Below are 19046 nucleotides of genomic sequence, written 5' to 3'. Positions count from 1 at the left end.
GGTGTCACTCCTCGGAATCGAACGCGGCGCGGACCTCGTCCGACATCGTCATGTTCTGGTAGATGTTCTGCACGTCATCGGAGTCCTCGAGGGCGTCGACGAGGCGCGTAGCCTTCTGGACGCCCTCCAGGTCGAGCTCGACCTCCGTGGAGGGCACGAACTGCGCCTCCGCCGAGTCGTAGTCGATGCCGGCCTTCTGCAGTGCGGTGCGCACCTGGACCAGGTCGCCCGGATCGCACGAGATGACGAACTCGTCCCCCGCCGGCTCCACATCCTCCGCGCCCGCGTCCAGCACGGCCTCCATGATCGTGTCCTCGTCGACGCCCGAGGAGGCCGGCACCTCGATGATGCCGCGCCGTGTGAAGAGGTAGGACACGGATCCCGGGTCGGCGAGGTTGCCGCCGGAGCGGGTGAAGGCCAGCCGCACGTCGGAGGCCGCGCGGTTGCGGTTGTCGGTGAGGCACTCGACGAGGAAGGCGACGCCGCCGGGCCCGTAGCCCTCATACATGATCGTCTCGTACTGGGCGCCTCCGCCCTCGGCGCCGGATCCGCGCTTGACGGCGCGGTCGATGTTGTCGGCGGGGACCGAGTTCTTCTTCGCCTTCTGGATGGCGTCGTAGAGCGTCGGGTTGCCGGCGGGATCACCGCCCCCGGTGCGGGCGGCCACCTCGATGTTCTTGATGAGGCGTGCGAACAGCTTGCCGCGCTTGGCGTCGATCGCCGCCTTCTTGTGCTTCGTGGTGGCCCACTTGGAGTGTCCCGACATCAGTGCTCCCTCAGGCAATGGACATGTACCGATATATTCTACCGTCGCGGGAGCAGGGGCGCGCTCATGACGTCGAGCGAGCAGGAGCACGGCGGGAGCTGCGCCCAGTCCCCCTCGAACCGCAGGACCGCGGCCGTCGCCGTGGGCGCCCCGCCCGACAGAGGCGCCCGGTCCTCCCCGCGGCGCGCGAGCATGAGCGCCGTCTGGGAGATCGTCGGCTCATGCCCGACGAGGACCACGGTGCGGGGATCACCCTCGAGGGAGCGCACCAGGTCGAGGATCGTGTCGGGATCGCACATGTCAAGCTCGTCGAGGATCCCGCGCCGGGCCAGGCGGATGCTGCGGGCCAGGCCCTCCAGGGTCTCTCGCGCGCGACGGGCGTGCGAGGCCATCGCCAGGTCCGCTCCGGGCACCACCGGGAGGAGGAGACGGCCCAGGCGGAGGGCCTGGTCGGCTCCCTGCCGCGTCAGGGCGCGGTCCCCGTCCCCCGAGGAGCTCCGTGGGTCGGCCTGGGCGTGGCGGACCAGGACGAGGGTGCGCGCAGTCATGTCCTCTAGGCTAAGGGGGCAGTCGAGGAGGAGTCATGGCTTTGGCGCACGGTCCCCGCGATGGGGTGTGCTCGGCGCGCGGGTGCGAGAACCCGGCGACCCTCGCGATCGTCTGGCGCAACCCCGCCCTCCACCACGGTCGCCACAAGACATGGCTGACCTGCGAAGACCACCGGGACTTCCTGCTGTCCTACATGAGGGCGCGGAGCTTCCCGGCGCGGGTCGTCCCCATCGCCGACGTCGGCGGCGCCGAGGTCTGAACCGATGCCCGCCGTCCTGGTGGCCGCCGGGGACGAGGACGCGGCCGGCGTCTCGGCCGGGGGGGTCAGAGTCCCCGCACGCGCGCCGCGACGAGCGCGGGGGCGACGTCGCGGTCGGCGAAGAACCATCGCACGCACGACTCCCCGCCGGGGACCCGCGGGCGCCACGCGCGCACGCGCAGCGCCTCCCCGCTCAGGCCGCTCCACCGCAGGGACAGCCCCAGATGGCCGCACACGGCCGCCGACGCCGGATTGGTGGACAACACGCAGGCCGTCAGCGCCAGGGACGGCCATATCTCATGGGCGCGCGCCGCCACCGCCCCCGCCGCCTCGCTCGCCAGTCCCCGGCCCCACGCCTCCGGAGCCATCCGCCAGCCGATGTTGAGCAGCGCGTGAGGCGGGATCGCCGGCTCGCCCTCGCCGGGAGGGTCTCGCACCACGCCCATCGCCCCGTCCTCGGGACCCGCCATCGCGAACACGCCGACCCCACCGGCGAGGGGCCCCTCGCCGCGCAGGCGCACCGCGTACTCCCCCAGGCCCGTGCGGGCGAAGGAGCCCCGCGACATGCGCACGAAGGCCTCGCCCTGACGGGGATCCGTCCAACGCCCCATCGGGAAGTGCCGCCACGTCCGCGCATCGTTGTGGAGGCGGAACACCGCGGGGGCGTCCTCCTCGATCAGCGGCGAGAGCGCGAGCCTCTCGGTGAGGAGGTCAGGCACCGCCGGCCTGCGCTCCCGCGAGGTCCTCCACCGCGACCTCGTCCCAGGTCAGCGCCTGCCATGCTCCGACCCAGCCCCACGGGTCCCTGGGCCACTCCCGCGGCCCGCCCTCCCACCGGAGCATCGCGGTGTGCGCGTTGCCCAGCAGACGACCCCCGATCACCGCGCCCGCCACGTCTCCCGCCAGCGCTGCCGCCGTCGCCCGGAGGACGGAGCCGTGGGCGACGAGGACGGCGACGGCCCGCTCCCCGTGGCGCTCCCACGCCCGGCGCGCCACCTCGTCCACGACGGGCAGCGTCCTCCGGAGCACATCGCGGCCGTCCTCTCCGCCCGGCATGCGCAGGCCGAGGTCGCCGTCCGCCCACGCGCGCACCGTCCGCCCGTAGCGCAGGTCCGACACCAGATCCCCGTTCATCTCAAGGTCGCCGGCACGCACCTCCCGGATGCCGGGGCGCACCAGCGGCGCCAACCCGAACCGCCGGAGGAGGGGGGCCGCCGTCTCACGGGTTCGCGCCAGAGGCGACACGGCGACGACCGAGGGGCCGCTCCCGACCAGGTCCGACCACCGCTCGGCGAGCTCCCGAGCCTGAGCACGGCCCCGCCGGGTCAGCGGCGCCCCCGGGCGCAACGTGTCCAGCGTCGCGTGGACGTTCGAGGAGGTCTGCCCGTGCCGCACCAGTACCAGTCTCATCCCTGCCGATCCCCTTCCGATCCCCGACGGCGCCCGGATCCGTCCGGGACACGTCGCTCACTCCCAGAACAGGCGGTCCATCACCTTGCGAGACCGGCGCGCCGCCCTCCGCCAGTCCTCATCCAGCTGCCCCTCCCCGCCCGAGGCGTAGCCCAGCAGGCGGGCCAGCGCCGCGTGCTCGCGGTCGGCCAGCGGCAGCACATCCAGTTTCGCGCCCGACATCCGCCCGCTCGTCAGGACGTTGCCGGCCCTGATACGCGAGGCCAGCGACCACGCCTCGCGCAACGTCGCGGCATCCTCCCCGTCGACCAGCCCGGCCGCCTCCGCGGCGTCGAGCGCGCCCATCGTCGAGGTCGCCCGCAGCGCCTCGACGTCGTGGGCGTGGCGCAGCTGCAGCAGCTGGACGACCCACTCGACGTCCGTCAGCCCGCCGGGGCCGAGCTTGACATGGCGGGCCGGGTCCGCCCCCCGCGGCAGCCGCTCGTTCTCCATGCGCGCCTTGAGCAGCCGAATCGCGCGCAGGTCCTGCGGCGAGGGCGTCCACTGGTAGCGGATCGGGTCGACGACCTCCAGGAACGCCGAGACCAGGTCCTCCGGGCCCGCCGCCCCCCGGGCGCGCAGAAGCGCCTGATGCTCCCAGGGCGAGGCCCAGTCCTGGTAGTACTCCCGATACGACTCGACCGTGCGCGACACCGGCCCGGAGCGCCCCTCCGGGCGCAGATCCGTGTCCATCGCGAGGCCCATCTGCGACGTCGTGCGCCCCAACAGCTCTCGCACGCGGGATGCGATGCGGGCCGCGGCGGCCGCGCCCCGCGCGTCGTCGACCCCGGGCGCGCAGCGGTGGACGACCATCACATCGGCGTCCGAAGCGTAGGACGACTCCCTCCCGCCGTAGCGGCCCATGGCGATCAGGGCCACGTCGGCCTGGCGGCCGCCGTGAACGGCCTCGTCCTCGCGCTGGGCGATGGCGAGCGCCCCCTCGAGCGCGACGTCGGCCGCGTCCGAGATCTCCGCGCGCACCGGCCGGACGCCGGACAGGCCGTCCGCCATGCCGGCGCGCGTGAGCTCCCGCGCGCGCACCGACCGCACCCGCTCGGCCGCGGTGGCGGCGTCGGGGTGGCGTCCCACCAGAGCGCGGATCTCGGTGCGCAGGCGCTGCGACGGCAGCGCCTGCAGGTCCGATTGGTGGTCCAGCCAGGCGATGGCCTCGGGGCGGTGGGACAGGGCGTCCGCGATCCACCGGGAACCCGACAGCAGACGGCACAGCCGCGTGGCAGCCACGCCCGAGTCCCGCAGGAGCGACAGGTACCAGTGGGAGTCCCCGATCTGCTCCGACAGAGACCGGAAGCTGAGGAGGCCCAGGTCAGGGTCGGCGCCGTCCGCCAGCCACGAGATGAAGACCGGCAGCAGGTGCCGCTGGATCGCCGCCCGCCGCGACGCCCCCGCCGTCAGCGCCGTGATGTGGGCGAGGGCGCCCGCGGGGTCGATGTAGCCCACGGCGGCGAGGCGGGCCATCGCCGCGTCGCGGTCGAGCGCCGCCTCGTCGGGGCTCAGGCTGGCCGTGGCCGCCACGATCGGGCGGTAGAAGACCTCCTCGTGCAGGGCGCGCACGCGCGTGCGGACCCGCGTGAGCTCCGCCTCGAGGTCCTCCGCGGACGGCAGGGCGACGGGGTCGATGGAGCGGGCCATCGCCCGCAGCTCCGCATGGTCGCTGGGGACGAGGTGGGTGCGGCGCATCCGCCACAGCTGGGCGCGATGCTCGACGGTGCGCAGGAAGCAGTAGGCGCGGGTCAGCTCGGCGGCGCGGGAACGCCCCACATAGCCGCCGGTGCTCAGCGCCGCCAGAGCCCCGACCGTGTCGCGGACCCTGAGGTCTGGGTCTGTGCGCCCGTGGACCAGCTGCAGCAGCTGAACCGTGAACTCCACGTCGCGCAGCCCGCCGGGGCCCAGCTTGAGCTCGCGATCCACCTCCGAGCGGGGGATGTTCTCCTCGACCCGCGTGCGCATGGCCCGCGCGTTGTCGACGAACCCGGGGCGGCCCGCCGCGCTCCACACGAACGACGCCGCCACCGCCTCGAAACGCGCGCCCAGGTCCCGGTCGCCGGCGGCGGCCCGCGCCTTGAGCAGGGCCTGATACTCCCATGTCTGCGCCCATCGGGCGTAGTAGGCCTGGTAGGAGTCCAAGGTGCGCACCAGCGCGCCGTCGCGTCCCTCGGGCCGCAGCGCCGTGTCCACCGCCCACAGCGGGGGCTCCGCCCCGGGGCCCGAGCAGGCTTGGGCGGACAGCGCCGCCAGGCGCGTGCCGATCTCGATGACCTCGCGCTCCTCGACGTCGGCGCTCCCGGCCTCCGCGACGTACATGACGTCGACGTCGGAGACGTAGTTGAGTTCGCGCGCGCCGGTCTTCCCCATCGCGACGACCGTCAGGCGCACCCTCACGCCGGGGTCCACGTCGCGGCGCGCCAGGGCCAGGGCCGCCTCGAGCGCCGCGTCGGCCAGATCCGCCAGGGCCCGTCCGACCGCAGGCATGCGCCGCACCGGCTCCGGATCCGTGAGATCGTCGCCGACGATGTCGAGCAGGACGCGACGGTAGGCCCGGCGAAGGTCGTCCGCCGTGGCGCCGGGCGCGGCGACGGGGGCGTCCGCCCCCTCCTCGCCCAGCGGGATCGCGGGCGCGCCGACCGCTCCCAGCATCGTCGCGCGTGCGCTCACCGGCGTCTCCCAGAGGGCGCGGGCGCGATCCGGGTGGCTGACCAGGAGGTCCCCGAGCGCCCGGGAGCCCCCCAGCACGCCGAGCACCCGCCCGAGCGGGCGGCCGCCCTCGTCGATGAGGGAGCGCACCAGGGAGGGGTCGGCCTCGGCCAGGCGGACGGCCTGGAGCAGCGCCTCGTCCGGGCGCGCCGTCACGGAGCAGGCCCGCACCCAGCGTTCGCCGGATCCCGGCAGGGAGGCGAGCAGCCCCCCGACGCGGTCCACCTCCACGAAGCCCGCCGCGCGCAGCTCCGCCGCGCCCGGACCGGGCTCTCCCGCTCCCTGGTCCCCCGCCATTCAGTTCACCTTGAGGAAGCGGCGAATCTCCTGCGGCGTGATCTGCTCCTGGTACTCGCGCCACTCCTTCTCATGGTCGCGCAGCACGAAGTCGAAGACCTCCTCGCCCAGCGTCTCCGCGACGAGGTCGGACTCGCGCATGGCCTCCACGGCCTCCTCCAGGGACCCGGGCAGCGGCTCGATCCCCAGCACCCGGCGCTCGCGCTCCGAGAGGTCCCAGACGTTGTCCTCCGCCTCCGGTTCCAGGTCGAGACGCCGTTCGATGCCGTCCAGCCCCGCAGCGATCAGCACGGAGAACGCCAGATACGGGTTGGCCGCCGGGTCCAGGGCCCGGTACTCGATGCGCGCGGACTGCCGCTTCGTCGGCTTGTACAGGGGGACCCGGACCAGGGCGGACCGGTTGTTGTGCCCCCAGCACACGAACGAGGGGGCCTCGCCCCCGCCCCACAGGCGCTTGTAGGAGTTCACGTTCTGATTCGTGATCGCGCAGATCGCACGGGCGTGCTCCAGCAGGCCCGCGATGAAGTGCCGTCCCGTCGCGGAGAGCTGGTACTGCCCGGAGGCGTCGTAGAAGGCGTTCTCCCCGCCCTCGAACAGCGAGAGGTGGGTGTGCATGCCCGACCCCGGCTGGTCGATGAAGGGCTTCGGCATGAAGGAGGCGACGATGTCCTCGCGCAGCGCGACCTCCTCGATGACGGTGCGAGCCGTCATGATGTTGTCCGCCGCCGTCACCACGTCCACGGCCCGCAGATCGATCTCGTTCTGCCCAGGGCCAGCCTCGTGGTGGGAGAACTCCACCGCGATGTCCATGTCCTCCAGCATCCGCACGGCGCGGCGCCGGAAGTCGTTGGAGTCCCCACGAGCCGTGTGGTCGAAGTAGCCGGCGTTGTCGATGGGCGCCACGTGGTCGGGGGTGACGGGGCGGTCGAACAGGTAGAACTCGATCTCCGGGTGGACGACGACGGTGAACCCCATGTCGGCGGCGCGCCCGACCGTGCGTTCGAGGACGCCCCGCGGGTCCGAGAGGGCCTGGTGCCCGTCGGGGGTGAGGACGTCGCAGAACATGCGCGCGACCGGATCGTCGGGGCCGCGCCACGGCAGCACCTGGAAGGTCCGGGCGTCGGGGCGCAGCAGCATGTCGGACTCCTGGACGCGGGTGAGCCCCTCGATCGACGAGCCGTCGAAGCCGATGCCCTCCGTGAAGGCGTCCTCAAGCTCGCCGGGGTCCACCGCCACGGACTTCAGCATGCCCGCGACGTCCGTGAACCACAGGCGGACGAAGCGGATGCCGCGGTCGGCGATCTCCTGGAGCGCGTGCTCCTGCTGGTGGTCCATCACTTCTCCGACAGGCCGGCGGCGCTCGGGGACGCCTCTCCGCCGAAGCCCTTCGCGATCGCATTGAGCGCGGCCGTCAGCTCCGTCGGGACGACCCACACCTTCGAGGCGTTGCCCTGGGCGATCTGCGGCAGCGTCTTGAGGTACTGGTAGCTCAGGAGGTCGGGAGTGGGATTGCCCTCATGGATGGCGTCGAAGACGGTCTGGATGGCCTTCGCGTCGCCGTCGGCGCGCGTGACCGCCGCCTGCGCCTGGCCCTCCGCCTTGAGGATGGCGGACTGCTTCTCGCCCTCGGCCTGGAGGATCTGGGACTGGCGGACGCCCTCGGCCGTGAGGATCGCGGCGCGCTTGTCGCGCTCGGCGCGCAGCTGCTGCTCCATCGCCTGTTGGATCGAGGGCGGCGGGTCGATCGCCTTGAGCTCGACCCGGTTGACTCGGATGCCCCACCGCCCGGTCGCCTCGTCGAGGACGCCGCGCAGCTGCTGGTTGATCTGGTCGCGGCTGGTGAGCGTCTGCTCGAGGTCCAGCGAGCCGATGACGTTGCGCAGGGTCGTGACGGTCAGCTGCTCGATGGCCTGGATGTAGTTCGCGATCTCGTAGGTCGCGTGCATCGGGTCGTTGACCTGGTAATAGATCACCGAGTCGATGGACACCACGACGTTGTCCGCCGTGATCACGGGCTGGGGCGGGAAGCTGGTCACCTGTTCGCGCAGGTCGACGCGGCTGGCGATCCGGTCGATGAAGGGGACCACCAGATGGAGGCCGGCGAACATCACCGAGTGGAACTTGCCGAGGCGCTCCACCACGAGAGCCCGGGATTGGGGCACGACCTGCACGGCGCGGGCGACCGTGACGACGATGAAGATGATCAGGAGGATGAGGACGACGAGGGGGATGACGTCTCCCAGCATGGGGCGGTCCTTTCGTGAGGAGGTTCCGGTGCGGTGGGTGGATGGGGGTCGGGGCGGCCCGCAACGGCGTCAGACCTGGTCCGCCGGCGGATCGACGACACTGGAAAGGGGTCCGACGACCGCGGTCGCGCCGTCGATGCTGAGGACCCGGACATGCGTGCCGGCGGGGACCTCCGCCCGGTCGACCGTGCGGGCCGACCAGGTCTCGCCGACCAGCCTCACCCGCCCGTCCGTGCCCGTCAGCCGGGACAGGGCGACAGCCTCCTGGCCGACCAGGCCCTGGGCGTTGGTCCGCACGTCGGGCGTCGACCGGGCGAGGTGCCGCCTGGCCCAGGGGCGGACGAGGAACAGGAGGACCACGGCGGCGGCCGCGAAGACGACGACCTGTCCGACCAGGCCCAGCCCCAGTCCCGAGGCGAGCGCCGCGAGGAGCGCGGCGATCGCCAGCATGAGGAAGATGAGGTCGACGGTCGCGACCTCGATGATGCCGAGGACCAGTGCGGCGACGAGCCACCAGATGACGTGCATCAGGGTCTCCTTCCAGGTGTCGGGTCCATGTCAGGCGCCGTGGCGCGAGCCGGAGCCCGAACCCGGAGCGCCGACGCCGTGGGCCCACCAGCGCCCGTCGGTGACGCCGGCCGTGAGCGGCAGGTCGAAGGCCCGGGAGAGGGCGACGCCGGTGATCGTCTCCTCGAGGGGGCCCGCCGCCACGATCCGGCCCCCGCTCATGACGGCGGCATGGGTGAAACCGGGGGCGATCTCCTCGATCTGATGGGTAACGAGGATGAGCTGCGGCGAGCCCGGGTGCCCGGCGATCTCCGCGAGGGCCCCGACCAGCAGTTCGCGCGCCCCGAGGTCGAGTCCGGCGGTGGGCTCGTCGAGGATGAGGATCTCCGGGTCCGCCATGAGCGCGCGGGCCAGGAGCACCCGCTGGCGCTCGCCCTCGGACAGGGTGGAGAAGCGGCGCGCGGCCAGCGCTGACACGCCGAAGACGGCCATGAGATCCTCGGCCCGCCCGGTGTCCTGGGTCTCGTAGTCCTCGCGGTAGCTCACCGACTGGCCCCAGGCGGCCGTCAGCACGACGGAGCGCACGCGCTCGGAGCCGGGGATGCGCGACGCGACGCTCTGGGAGGAGAATCCGACGCGGGACGCGAGCTCGGCGGGGTCGGCCGCGGCGACGTCGGTTCCCAGGACGCGGGCCGTGCCCGACGTCGGAGCCTCCCGGCCCGCGACGACGCGGACGAGCGTCGTCTTCCCGGCGCCGTTGGGCCCGACGACCACCCAGTGCTCGCCGACGTGGGTCCTCAGCGACACGGCGTTCAGCAGGCGGGCCCCCCCGCGCTCCACGGTGACATCCCTGAGTTCGACGACGCTCTCCATGTCTGCACCCTATCTGGCGAGGAGGCCCGCGACGAGGCGACGGACCGGGGTCGCGCGCATCCGTTCACGCCGCGGCGCCGCGGGCTCCCGCGCCGCCCGCTCGGGGACGGGACTCATTCCCCCAGCAGTTTCCGATAGAGCCCGACCGTCGCCTCGGCGATGGCCGTCCACGAGAACCGTTCGCGGGCGCGTTCCATTCCGGCCCGTCCCATGGCCCGGGCGCGTTCCGGATCGGCGAGGACGGCGATGAGCCGCTCCGCCATGGCGGCCTCGAAGTCCCGGGGGCGGATCGGCGTGCCCGTGCCGTCCTGCTTCTGCTCGAGGGGCACCAGGTAGCCGGTGACGCCGTCGACGACGCAGTCCGGGATGCCACCGGTGTCGGTGCCGACCACCGGCAGGCCCAGCGCCATCGCCTCGAGGTTGACGATGCCCTGGGGCTCGTAGACAGAGGGCGTCACGAAGACGTCGGCCGCGTCGAGGATCGCGGCCACCTCGGGCTGGGGGAGCATCTCGGGGATGAGGACGACGCCCGTGCGCTCCTCGCGCAGGCGCGCCACCAGGGTGCCGACCTCCGCCGCGATCTCCGGGGTGTCCGGGGCTCCGGCGCACAGCACGATCTGGACGTCCGCCGGCAGGCGGCGCGCGGCCCGCAGGAAGTAGGGCAGTCCCTTCTGCCGGGTGATCCGTCCGACGAAGGCGACCGTGGGGCGCGTGCGGTCGATCCCGTGGGCCGCGAGGACTCGGTCCTGGAGGGCGCGGTCCTCCCCGGTGCGCGGGGGACGCCACCGTGCGAGGTCGATGCCGTTGGGGATGACGTGGACGCGGTCCGGGTCGACCGCCGGGTAGGCCCGCAGGACGTCCTCGCGCATGCCGCGGGACACCGCGACGACGGCCGTGGCGCCCTCGTAGGCGGTGCGTTCGACGAAGGAGGAGATCCGGTAGCCCCCTCCCAGCTGCTCGGCCTTCCACGGGCGCAGCGGTTCGAGGGAGTGGGCGGTGACGACGTGGGGGACGTCCCCCATGAGGGAGGCCAGGTGCCCGGCCATGTTCGCGTACCAGGTGTGGGAGTGGACCAGGTCCGCGCCCTCGGTGCCGCCGACCATCTCCAGGTCGACGCCGAGCGTGCGCAGCGCCGCGTTGGCCCCCGACAGCTCCACGACCTCGGGGTAGCCGCTCACGCCCGGCTCTCCCCCCGGCCCGCCCGCCTCGCGCGGCCCATCGAAGGCATGGACCCGCAGGTCGCCGACGAGGGGGCGGAGGACCCGCGCGAGCTCGGTGACGTGGACGCCGGCGCCCCCGTAGACGTGGGGCGGGTACTCCCGCGTGAGGATGTCGACGCGCATGGGAACCTCCTGGGCCTCGAGGGCCGGGACACTGGTGGATCCCCTCGAGCCTAGCCGGGGACGCCGCCCCGCCGTGCCCGCTCCCGTTCCTTGTTCCGGTGTCCCACGTGCGGCGGAACGTCCCCGCGACGGGCCCGCCTCCCCCTACGCTGGAGCCATGGCACACACACACGTCCTGGCCATCGTCCTGGCGGGCGGCGAGGGCAAGCGGCTCATGCCGCTGACGGCGGACCGGGCGAAACCCGCGGTCCCCTTCGGAGGCCATTACCGTCTCATCGACTTCGCGCTGTCGAACATCGTGAACTCGGGCTACATGCGGGTCGTCGTGCTCACCCAGTACAAGTCGCACTCTTTGGACCGGCATGTCACCCGGACGTGGTACATGTCCCCCTTGACGGGCAACTTCGTCGCCCCCATGCCGGCCCAGCAGCGTCGCGGGCCCCACTGGTACCTCGGGAGCGCCGACGCCATCTACCAGTCGCTCAACATCGTCGACGACGAGCGCCCCGACTACATCCTCATCGTGGGGGCGGACAACATCTACCGGATGGACTTCTCCCAGATGGTGGACCACCACATCGCCTCGGGCCTGCCGGCCACGGTCGCCGGCATCCGCCAGCCCGTCGAGCTGGCCCCGGCGCTGGGCGTCATCGACGCGAGGGACGGGGTGATCAGGGACTTCTTGGAGAAGCCGACGGACGTCGAGCCTCTGCCGGACGATCCCTCGAAGGTGCTGGCGTCGATGGGGAATTACGTTTTCACGACGACGGACCTGGTGGCGGCGCTTCGGACGGATGCCGCCGACCCCGCCTCCGGCCACGACATGGGCGGCTCGATCATCCCTTCCTTCGTGGCCCGCGGGGAGTGCGGGGTCTACGACTTCCAGGACAACGACGTGCCGGGCTCCACGACGCGCGACCGGGACTATTGGAGGGACGTCGGCACGCTCGACGCGTACTACGAGGCCAACATGGACCTCATCAGCGTCCACCCGATCTTCAACCTGTACAACCGCGAGTGGCCGACCATGACGATGATCGACGGGTCGCTGCCCCCCGCGAAGTTCGTCTACGGCGACGAGCACTCGCGCATGGGTCACGCCGTCGACTCCTTCGTGTCGCCGGGAACCATCATCTCCGGAGGCGAGGTCTACCACTCGATCATCTCCCCCGGCGTCTACGTGCACTCCTGGGCCCAGGTGACGGACTCGGTGGTCATGGACGGGACGCGGGTCGGGCGCCACGCGATCGTCTCCAAGGCGATCCTGGACAAGAACGTGCGCGTCGAGGAGGGCGCGGTCGTGGGCGTTGACCTGGACCGCGACCGCGAGCGGGGATTCACCGTCACAGATTCGGGCATCACCGTGGTGCCCAAGGGCATGGTCGTCACGAAGTGAGGCGCGCGTGAGCCCGGCGCCCCCGCTGTCGCCTCCCGCCCCGGTCGTCGTGTGCGCGATCAGTCCCAGGCCACTCGGCGCGCCCCACGATCTGCCCGGCCGCCTGGGTCTGTCGGGCGGCCGCGTCTCGCTGGTCTCCTCCCCGCCCGACGAGGACGGCCCCGCGTGGTCCGTCCTGCGGGTCGCGGGCCCCGCGTCCGGGGAGGGCGCGGTCGGCGACGCGCAGGCGCTGCGCGCGCGGATGCGGGAGGCGATCCCCGGCGCGGACGTCATCGTCGTGCCCGCCGAGCTCGTCGCGGCGCCTCCGGGCCTGGTGGTCACCGACGTCGACGCGACCCTCGTCACCTCGGAGGTCATCGAGGAGCTCGCGGCCCTGGCCGGCACGCTGGAGGAGGTGGCCCGCATCACCGCCGAGGCGATGGACGGGCGGATGGACTTCGCGGAGTCGCTGCGCCGCCGCGTGGCGACCCTGGCGGGGCTGCCCGTCGCCGTGTTCGCCCGGGTGCTGGACTCCCTCGCCCCGACGCCTGGGGCCACCGCTCTGGTGGCCTCGGTCCGCCGCGCGGGTGGCGTCGTCGGAGCGGTCTCCGGGGGCTTCGAGGAGGTCGTGGGTCCTCTGGCGGCGCGTCTGGGGATCGACCACGAGACCGCCAACCGCCTCGAGGTCAGCGGCGGGGCGCTGACGGGCCGCGTCGCCGGAGAGGTGGTGACGGCCGAGGTCAAGGTCCGTGAGCTGCGGCGGTGGGCGGCGCTCCATGACGTTCCGCTGGAGCGGGCGGTGTCGATCGGCGATGGCGCGAACGACGTCCCGATGCTGCGCGCCGCCGGTCTGGGCATCGCGTTCTGCGCGAAGCCGAGCGTGCGGGCCCGGATCGCCGACGCGGTCTCGCTGCGGAGCCTCGCCCCCTTGGTCGAGGTCCTCGGCCTGGGGCGCCCCGCATTCACCCCTTGACCGCGCCCGCCACCAACCCGGAGGTCATCCGGTTCTGGACGATCATGAAGAAGATGATGACCGGCACCGCGATGAGGCTCGACGCCGCCATCACCTGCGCCCAGTCGACGCCGCGGTTCACCGAGGCGTTGAGGAACCCGCGCAACCACAGTGGCAGCGTCTGGGCGGAGGCGTCCGGCAGGGCGACCAGGGCGACCGTGAACTCGTTCCAGGCCTGGAGGAAGGCGTAGACCCCCGAGGCGACGAGCCCGGGCGCCAGCAGGGGGAAGGTGATGCGCAGGAAGGCCCGGGGCCGCGACAGCCCGTCCACCATGGCGGCCTCCTCGAGCTCGACGGGGACGCCCGCCACGAAGCCGCGCAGCATCCACACCGTGAAGGGGATGATGGCCGCGGAGTACAGGACCGTCAGGCCCAGGACGGAGTTCAGCCCGAGCACCGGGACGGCCGCGCCGACGGAGGAGAGCATCTTGTACTGGGCGATGAACAGCCCCTCGGCGGGCAGCATCTGGATGAACAGGATGGCCAGGATGAAGGTCCGGCGCCCACGGAAGCGGTAGCGGCTGACGGCCAGGGCGGCCAGGAATGCGAGGAACAGGACGATCGCGACGGTCGCGGCCGTGACCTCCAGGCTCATCCGCAGCGCGGAGGCGAACCCCGGGTCGAGGAGCACCCGCCGGAAGTTCGCCCACGTGGCGTGTGAGGGCAGGAACGAGGGCGGGATCTGGCGGATGAGCGCGTTCGGCGTGAGAGCCGACAGCAGCATCCAGTACACGGGGAACACCCAGGCGAGGGCCACGGCCAGGCCGAGGACGTCGAGGAGGGCCCGGCCGGGCCGGAGGCGGCGGGTGCGACTGAGCCCGGCCGCACGGGCCGTCCTCGACGATGCGGGAGCGGTGGTCACTGGTCGTCCTCCTTCAGCAGGGAGCGGACGTAGGGGGAGCTGAGGACGACGGTGAGCACGAGGACGAACAGGGACACGGCCGCGGCTGCCCCGAAGTCCTGGCGGCCGACACCGAGCTCGTAGATGAAGTTGCCCAGCAGGTTCGTCTCCGACACCGGGGCGCCCGCGTCCTGGAGGAGGCGGATCTGCGCGAAGACGCGCAGATCCCAGATGATCTGGAGGAGCAGGACGATGGAGAGCACCGGGCGGACCATCGGCAGGAGGATGTGGCGCAGCACCTGCGAGGACGAGGCGCCGTCGATCTCGGCGGCCTCCAGGACCTCGCCGGGGACCTGAGTGAGCCCCGCGTAGAGGGACATCGCGACGAATGGCACGGACATCCACACGATGATGCAGGTCGCGACGAGGAAGAACGTCAGGGGCTGGGACAGCCAGGAGAAGCCCTGGAACCGGTGGAGCCCCAGCGAGGCAAGCGCCCAGTTGACGACGCCGCTGCGGTAGTCGAAGAGCCACCGGAACACGGTGACGGCCGCGACCATCGGCATCGCCCAGGCCAGGAGCAGGCAGATCTGGATGGTGATGCGCACCGCGGCGGAGACCGCGCGCATCAGCAGCGCGCACGCCAGCCCCAGCGCCACCGTGAGCAGCGCGTTGACCAGGCAGAACACGATCGAACGAGCGACCACTGACCACAGGCTGGGGTCGGAGAAGATCCGCGCGTAGTTGTCCAGGCCGGCGAAGGCCGGGGGCTGGCCGAACTGCTGTGCCAGGCCGTAGGTCTGCAACGAGGTGACGATCTGCCAGAACACCGGGTAGCCGAGCCCGGCCAGCAGGACGACCGAGGCGCCGAGGATCAGCGCGTAGGGAGCGGGCTCGGGGCGCCGGCGGCGCGTTGGAGCGGGTGCGCTTGAGGGGGAGGTCATGGGTTCTCCGCAGAGGGGTTGTGGATGCGGGGAGGCCCGGCCCGACGCGGCGGATCGGGCCTCCCCGGCGGTGGACGGGCCGATCAGCTCTGCCCGTTGAGCATGGGCGTCAGCTTCTCGTCGTACTCCTTCGCGAGGGCGGCGACGTCCCCGCCGTCGGCGATCTTCTGGAAGAGCTCCTCGTAGACGAAGGCGCCCTCGATGGCGGCCCACCCCGGGGCGGCCGGAGTGAGCTTGGAGCTCTCGGCCGTCTCGATCATGGTCTGGGCGAACTTGTCGTCGCCCAGCGAGGACATGAAGTCCGAGTTGGCCGGTCCCAGCCCGTTCTCCCCGAGCATCTGCTGGTACTCGGAGGAGAAGATGATCCGCAGGAGGCCCTTCGCGAGCTCCGGGTGCTGGGAGGTCGCGGAGATCCCGATGTTCGACCCGCCGGCGAAGACCGGGGCGATGCCGCCGTCGACGCCGGGCAGGGCGAAGATGTCGAACTTCGACTCGTCGGCCATGCCGTCGCGAACCTCCTCGCCGGCGTCGTTGGTCGTCATATCGCCGATCGACCAGCGTGCCCACCCCGGCGCCATGATCGTCGCCGCCGCCGGAGCCGCCCCGTCCGTGCCGTCGTTGAGGAAGTCCCAGTAGGACACGTCGCGCTCGGTGGATGGCAGCTTCGAGGCGTTGCGGTAGACGTCCTGCCACATCGTCAGGCCCTTGATCGTGTTCGGATCGGACAGGGTCGACGTCCACGTCGTCCCCTCCACCGTGGCGAGCTCCCCGCCGTTGGCGAAGACCCAGGAGATCCCGTTGCGCCAGTCCTGTCCGCCGATCGCGAATCCGGACTGGGTGTCGGTCGTGAGCTTCTTGACGTCCTCGCTGAACTCCGACAGCGTCTTCGGCGGCTCCGTGAGACCCGCCGCCGTCCAGAGGTCCTTGCGGTAGAACATGTAGCGCGAGCCGAAGTAGTAGGGCAGCGTGTAGTTCTTCCCGTCCACGGCGCCCACGTCGACGAAGGACTGGAGGAGCTTGTCCCCGCCCAGCTCGTCGTACATGTCCGAGATGTCGAGGAAGGCCCCGACCGTCGTGAAGGTCGGGGACTGCGTGTTGCCGACCTCGACGACGTCCGGGGTGTTGGCGGCGTCGGGCAGCGAGGTCGTCAGCTTGGTGACGAGGTCCGACCAGGCCTGCTCCTCGATGGTGAGGGTCGAGCCCGGGTTCTGCTCCTCGAAGGTCGTCTTCAGGTAGTCGCGCAGCTCGTCGGGGGTGTCCGAGCCGGCCAGCCACAGCGTGATCTCGCCCGCCTGGGTCGAGGAGGCGTCCGACTCGCCGCCTGAGGCGCCGGCCGACTGGGAATCGCCGGTCCCGCCGGTACACGCCGTCAGGCTGAGCATGGACAGCGCCGCCACCGCGGCCGCCGCCTTCGTCGTGGTTCTCATGGATGTTCCTTTCGCAGTTCGGCGCTCGCAGCGCCCTGATGGGGGATGTTGAGGGGAATGGATGGTCATGCGATGCCGAGCCGATCGGAGAGGACCAGCACGGCGGCTCCGCGCAGCGCCCCGTCCTCGCCGAGGCGGGACAGGCCGACGCGGAGGGTGCGGTGGGAGCGCGGGAGCGTGCGCTCGCGGATCGTGGCGGCGGCCGCGTCGAGGAGCGTGCCCCCGAGCAGTTCATCGGGCCCGGACGCCACGACATCGGTGATGTTGAGGACGGCGACGATGGGGGCCAGGACCCGGCCCAGACGCTGGCCGACGGCCCGCTGGTGGCGCTCCAGGTCATCGGGGCCCAGCCGTTCGGCGGCGCGACGCAGCGCCGGTTCGGAAACCAGGGTCTCCAGGCAGCCGGCGCGGCCGCAGGCGCAGGTCGCGGGCGCGCCGAGCACCTCGTCGTCGCGTTCGTCGACGACCGTGACGTGCCCGATCTCCCCCGCCGCGTCCAGGGGCCCGTGGACCAGGGCCCCGCCGACCACGAGGCCGGCGCCGACGCCGTGCCCGATGAGCAGGCGCAGCAGTCCCCCGCCGTCGGCCCCGCCGAAGGTGAACTCGCCCAGGGCCGCGCAGTTCGCGTCGTTGGCCACGAGCGCCGGCGCCCCGAGCGCCTCCCGGAGCCTCCCGGCGAGGTCGAGTTCCCGCCAGCCGAGGTTCGGCGCCTCCTCGATGACGCCGCGGGCGCTGATGATGCCGGGCGAGGACACGCCGACGCCCAGGATCCGGCCATCGGCGTCCGCCACGACGCGCCGGCAGAAGTCGACGAGGTCGCGGACGCCCGCCTCGCCGCGCGGGAGCCGCTCCCGTTCGACGCGGCGACGGAGGATCCGCCCGCCCAGGGTGAGGATGGCCCCGCTGAGCGTGCCGTCATTGGTCAGGGAGACGGAGGCGATCCTCCAGGTCGACTCCGACAGGCCCACCAGCGTCGCCCGCTTGCCGACCTTGCCCGAGGGCGCGTCCTCCGGGCCGAGCTCCTCGACCACCCGGTCGGCCAGCAGCTCCTCGACGACCGCGGAGACGGTCACCCGCGTCAGTCCCGTCGAGCGCGTCAGCTGGGCGCGCGATGCCGGTCCCGCCGCGAAGAGCCTCTGGAGCACCACCGACCGGTTGTGGGTGCGCGCCGAGGCCGGCTGGGCCGGTCCGGAGCTCCGAAGTGTTTGACTTGTCACATCTGTTAGTTAACACCACTTACAATCAGGTCATCCGCCGTTCGCGTTACTGTGATCACACTGTGACCGGGATCCGGCGCAGGCCGCCCCGGGGAGAGGAACCGCATTCATGAGCCTCGACGCCCCCCGATCCGCGCGTCAGGGCGCTCCCCCCGACCCCGCCCTCGCCTGGCGCGGGCTCAGCCTCGACGTCGCCCGCCACTTCTTCGCCGTCGCCGACGTCGAGTTCGTCCTCGACCTCATGGAGCCCCTGAGGCTCAACGTCCTCCACCTCCATCTCACCGACGACCAGGGGTGGCGCCTGGAGATCCCCGGGTGGCCACGGCTCACCTCCGTGTCCGGGCCCACCGCGGTGGACGGGGACGCGGGCGGCTTCTACACCCGCTCCGACTGGGAACGCCTGGTCGGCCACGCCACGGCCCGCGGCATCGCCCTGGTCCCCGAGATCGATGTGCCCGGGCACGTCAATGCCGCTCTGCACGCCCTCCCCCGCCTCTCGCCCGACGGGCGGGCCCCCGCCGCCTACACGGGCCGCGATGTCGGGTTCTCCACGCTGTCCATCGACGCCCCCGACACCGGTCGTTTCCTCGAGGAGGTCCTCACCCACGCGGCCCGTCTGTCCTCCGGATGGGTCCACATCGGGGGCGACGAGCCCGCCGCCACTCCGCACGACGCCTACCTCCAGCTCGCGCGCGCCGCCGTCCGCGCCGTCCACCGGGCGGGTGCTCGGGCCGTCGCCTGGCAGGAGGCCGCCCCCGTCCTCGAGGCAGGCGATGTCGTCCAGGTGTGGGACGAGCGTCTCGACGCCGCTCCCGTGCGGGAGGCCGCCCGGCGCGGGGTCCGCGTGCTGCTCTCCCCCGCGACCCGGGTCTACCTCGACATGGCCCACAGCCCGGGCGACGCCCTCGGGGCCAGCTGGGCCGGCTCCATCGAGCTGCGAGACGCGCTGGAGTGGGATCCTGCCGCCGTCGTCCCCGGGCTGCCCGCGGCGGCCGTGATCGGCGTCGAGGCCGCCATGTGGACCGAGGGGGTGCGCACCCGCGACGAGCTGACGACCCTCCTGCTCCCGCGACTGGCGGCCGTCGCCGACGTGGCGGCGCGCGGGTCCGGCGCCGGACGGTGGGAGGAGTTCCTCCCCCGCGTCATCCGCCTCGCTCGCGAGTGGGAGTCGCGGGGCCTCGCATGGCACCGATCCCCGGGGGTGGACTGGGCGTCCTGACGAGGGCGTG

Annotated in this window: 18 protein-coding genes; 4 read left to right on the top strand and 14 right to left on the bottom strand. The window is 72.5% G+C overall.

Features of this window, described 5'->3' with window-relative positions; all coding sequences use genetic code 11:
• Window positions 1-4: 4 nt before the first annotated feature.
• Both ACFQWG_RS03905 and ACFQWG_RS03900 read right to left on the bottom strand, forming a co-directional pair.
• Window positions 5-766, bottom strand: a complete 762-nt coding sequence (locus tag ACFQWG_RS03905) for a YebC/PmpR family DNA-binding transcriptional regulator (RefSeq protein WP_380972298.1) — start codon at window positions 764-766, stop codon at window positions 5-7.
• A gap of 38 nt (window positions 767-804) precedes the next feature.
• Entirely contained in the window at window positions 805-1314 is a 510-nt protein-coding gene (locus tag ACFQWG_RS03900) for a SixA phosphatase family protein (RefSeq protein ID WP_380972296.1), read from the bottom strand.
• 35 nt (window positions 1315-1349) lie between these two features.
• Between ACFQWG_RS03900 and ACFQWG_RS03895 the strand changes: the two genes are divergently transcribed.
• Window positions 1350-1574 (top strand): hypothetical protein, encoded by a 225-nt coding sequence (locus ACFQWG_RS03895; RefSeq protein ID WP_380972294.1) that lies wholly within the window; start codon window positions 1350-1352, stop codon window positions 1572-1574.
• A 65-nt stretch (window positions 1575-1639) separates the two neighbouring features.
• On the opposite strand, the gene ACFQWG_RS03890 is transcribed toward ACFQWG_RS03895, so the two are convergent.
• The 8 genes from ACFQWG_RS03890 to glgA all read right to left on the bottom strand — a co-directional run bounded on the left by ACFQWG_RS03890 (window position 1640) and on the right by glgA (window position 11001).
• Complete coding sequence (locus tag ACFQWG_RS03890) at window positions 1640-2293, bottom strand: GNAT family N-acetyltransferase (protein ID WP_380972292.1); 654 nt, start codon at window positions 2291-2293, stop codon at window positions 1640-1642.
• Window positions 2286-2984 (bottom strand): histidine phosphatase family protein, encoded by a 699-nt coding sequence (locus tag ACFQWG_RS03885; protein WP_380972289.1) that lies wholly within the window; start codon window positions 2982-2984, stop codon window positions 2286-2288. Before ACFQWG_RS03885 ends, ACFQWG_RS03890 begins: the two co-directional genes overlap by 8 nt.
• Before the next feature lie 57 nt (window positions 2985-3041).
• The gene (locus ACFQWG_RS03880) at window positions 3042-6032 is read right to left on the bottom strand and encodes a bifunctional [glutamine synthetase] adenylyltransferase/[glutamine synthetase]-adenylyl-L-tyrosine phosphorylase (protein WP_380972287.1); all 2991 of its coding nucleotides are present in this window, start codon (window positions 6030-6032) and stop codon (window positions 3042-3044) included.
• Window positions 6033-7367: a glutamine synthetase family protein gene (locus ACFQWG_RS03875; protein WP_380972285.1), complete on the bottom strand. Its 1335-nt coding sequence runs from the start codon at window positions 7365-7367 to the stop codon at window positions 6033-6035.
• Window positions 7367-8278 carry an SPFH domain-containing protein gene (locus tag ACFQWG_RS03870; RefSeq protein ID WP_291494939.1) on the bottom strand — a complete coding sequence of 304 codons (912 nt, stop codon included), beginning with the start codon at window positions 8276-8278 and terminating at the stop codon, window positions 7367-7369. Before ACFQWG_RS03870 ends, ACFQWG_RS03875 begins: the two co-directional genes overlap by 1 nt.
• 69 nt (window positions 8279-8347) lie before the next feature.
• Window positions 8348-8806: an NfeD family protein gene (locus tag ACFQWG_RS03865; RefSeq protein ID WP_380972283.1), complete on the bottom strand. Its 459-nt coding sequence runs from the start codon at window positions 8804-8806 to the stop codon at window positions 8348-8350.
• 30 nt (window positions 8807-8836) lie between these two features.
• Window positions 8837-9658: an ABC transporter ATP-binding protein gene (locus tag ACFQWG_RS03860; protein WP_380972281.1), complete on the bottom strand. Its 822-nt coding sequence runs from the start codon at window positions 9656-9658 to the stop codon at window positions 8837-8839.
• Window positions 9659-9771: 113 nt separating this feature from the next.
• Complete coding sequence (glgA, locus tag ACFQWG_RS03855; protein ID WP_380972278.1) at window positions 9772-11001, bottom strand: glycogen synthase; 1230 nt, start codon at window positions 10999-11001, stop codon at window positions 9772-9774.
• Window positions 11002-11158: 157 nt separating this feature from the next.
• On the opposite strand from glgA, the gene ACFQWG_RS03850 reads away from it, so the two are divergent.
• Together ACFQWG_RS03850 and serB are read left to right on the top strand one after the other, a co-directional pair.
• Complete coding sequence (locus ACFQWG_RS03850; RefSeq protein ID WP_380972276.1) at window positions 11159-12397, top strand: glucose-1-phosphate adenylyltransferase; 1239 nt, start codon at window positions 11159-11161, stop codon at window positions 12395-12397.
• Between the two features lie 241 nt (window positions 12398-12638).
• A complete protein-coding gene (gene serB, locus ACFQWG_RS03845; RefSeq protein ID WP_380976208.1) occupies window positions 12639-13349 on the top strand; it encodes a phosphoserine phosphatase SerB in 711 nt (236 codons plus the stop codon).
• On the opposite strand, the gene ACFQWG_RS03840 is transcribed toward serB, so the two are convergent.
• The 4 genes from ACFQWG_RS03840 to ACFQWG_RS03825 form a co-directional block, all read right to left on the bottom strand.
• Window positions 13339-14250, bottom strand: a complete 912-nt coding sequence (locus ACFQWG_RS03840; protein ID WP_380972273.1) for a carbohydrate ABC transporter permease — start codon at window positions 14248-14250, stop codon at window positions 13339-13341. The two genes, serB and ACFQWG_RS03840, sit on opposite strands and share 11 nt — an antisense overlap.
• Entirely contained in the window at window positions 14247-15173 is a 927-nt protein-coding gene (locus tag ACFQWG_RS03835) for a carbohydrate ABC transporter permease (RefSeq protein ID WP_380972270.1), read from the bottom strand. The genes ACFQWG_RS03840 and ACFQWG_RS03835 overlap by 4 nt, the downstream gene beginning before the upstream one ends.
• An 83-nt stretch (window positions 15174-15256) precedes the next feature.
• The gene (locus ACFQWG_RS03830; protein WP_380972268.1) at window positions 15257-16600 is read right to left on the bottom strand and encodes an extracellular solute-binding protein; all 1344 of its coding nucleotides are present in this window, start codon (window positions 16598-16600) and stop codon (window positions 15257-15259) included.
• A gap of 65 nt (window positions 16601-16665) precedes the next feature.
• Window positions 16666-17748: an ROK family protein gene (locus tag ACFQWG_RS03825; protein WP_380972265.1), complete on the bottom strand. Its 1083-nt coding sequence runs from the start codon at window positions 17746-17748 to the stop codon at window positions 16666-16668.
• Window positions 17749-17926: 178 nt separating this feature from the next.
• Here ACFQWG_RS03825 and ACFQWG_RS03820 point away from each other — a divergent pair, with 178 nt between their 5' ends.
• Window positions 17927-19036 (top strand): family 20 glycosylhydrolase, encoded by a 1110-nt coding sequence (locus ACFQWG_RS03820; RefSeq protein WP_380972263.1) that lies wholly within the window; start codon window positions 17927-17929, stop codon window positions 19034-19036.
• The last annotated feature ends 10 nt before the right edge of the window (window positions 19037-19046 follow it).

Origin of the sequence: Schaalia naturae, from assembly GCF_042665795.1 — a bacterium.
GTDB classification, from domain to species: Bacteria; Actinomycetota; Actinomycetes; order Actinomycetales; family Actinomycetaceae; genus Pauljensenia; species Pauljensenia naturae.
This window is presented reverse-complemented; position numbering and strand designations above follow the sequence as displayed.

What these genes read in the sequence shown, in the direction of transcription:
- ACFQWG_RS03905 (WP_380972298.1), bottom strand. Translation starts at nt 766, where the DNA reads ATGTCGGGACACTCCAAGTGGGCCACCACGAAGCACAAGAAGGCGGCG.
- ACFQWG_RS03900 (WP_380972296.1), bottom strand. Translation starts at nt 1,314, where the DNA reads ATGACTGCGCGCACCCTCGTCCTGGTCCGCCACGCCCAGGCCGACCCA.
- ACFQWG_RS03895 (WP_380972294.1), top strand. Translation starts at nt 1,350, where the DNA reads ATGGCTTTGGCGCACGGTCCCCGCGATGGGGTGTGCTCGGCGCGCGGG.
- ACFQWG_RS03885 (WP_380972289.1), bottom strand. Translation starts at nt 2,984, where the DNA reads ATGAGACTGGTACTGGTGCGGCACGGGCAGACCTCCTCGAACGTCCAC.
- ACFQWG_RS03880 (WP_380972287.1), bottom strand. Translation starts at nt 6,032, where the DNA reads ATGGCGGGGGACCAGGGAGCGGGAGAGCCCGGTCCGGGCGCGGCGGAG.
- ACFQWG_RS03875 (WP_380972285.1), bottom strand. Translation starts at nt 7,367, where the DNA reads ATGGACCACCAGCAGGAGCACGCGCTCCAGGAGATCGCCGACCGCGGC.
- ACFQWG_RS03870 (WP_291494939.1), bottom strand. Translation starts at nt 8,278, where the DNA reads ATGCTGGGAGACGTCATCCCCCTCGTCGTCCTCATCCTCCTGATCATC.
- ACFQWG_RS03865 (WP_380972283.1), bottom strand. Translation starts at nt 8,806, where the DNA reads ATGCACGTCATCTGGTGGCTCGTCGCCGCACTGGTCCTCGGCATCATC.
- ACFQWG_RS03860 (WP_380972281.1), bottom strand. Translation starts at nt 9,658, where the DNA reads ATGGAGAGCGTCGTCGAACTCAGGGATGTCACCGTGGAGCGCGGGGGG.
- glgA (WP_380972278.1), bottom strand. Translation starts at nt 11,001, where the DNA reads ATGCGCGTCGACATCCTCACGCGGGAGTACCCGCCCCACGTCTACGGG.
- ACFQWG_RS03850 (WP_380972276.1), top strand. Translation starts at nt 11,159, where the DNA reads ATGGCACACACACACGTCCTGGCCATCGTCCTGGCGGGCGGCGAGGGC.
- serB (WP_380976208.1), top strand. Translation starts at nt 12,639, where the DNA reads ATGCGGGAGGCGATCCCCGGCGCGGACGTCATCGTCGTGCCCGCCGAG.
- ACFQWG_RS03835 (WP_380972270.1), bottom strand. Translation starts at nt 15,173, where the DNA reads ATGACCTCCCCCTCAAGCGCACCCGCTCCAACGCGCCGCCGGCGCCCC.
- ACFQWG_RS03830 (WP_380972268.1), bottom strand. Translation starts at nt 16,600, where the DNA reads ATGAGAACCACGACGAAGGCGGCGGCCGCGGTGGCGGCGCTGTCCATG.
- ACFQWG_RS03820 (WP_380972263.1), top strand. Translation starts at nt 17,927, where the DNA reads ATGAGCCTCGACGCCCCCCGATCCGCGCGTCAGGGCGCTCCCCCCGAC.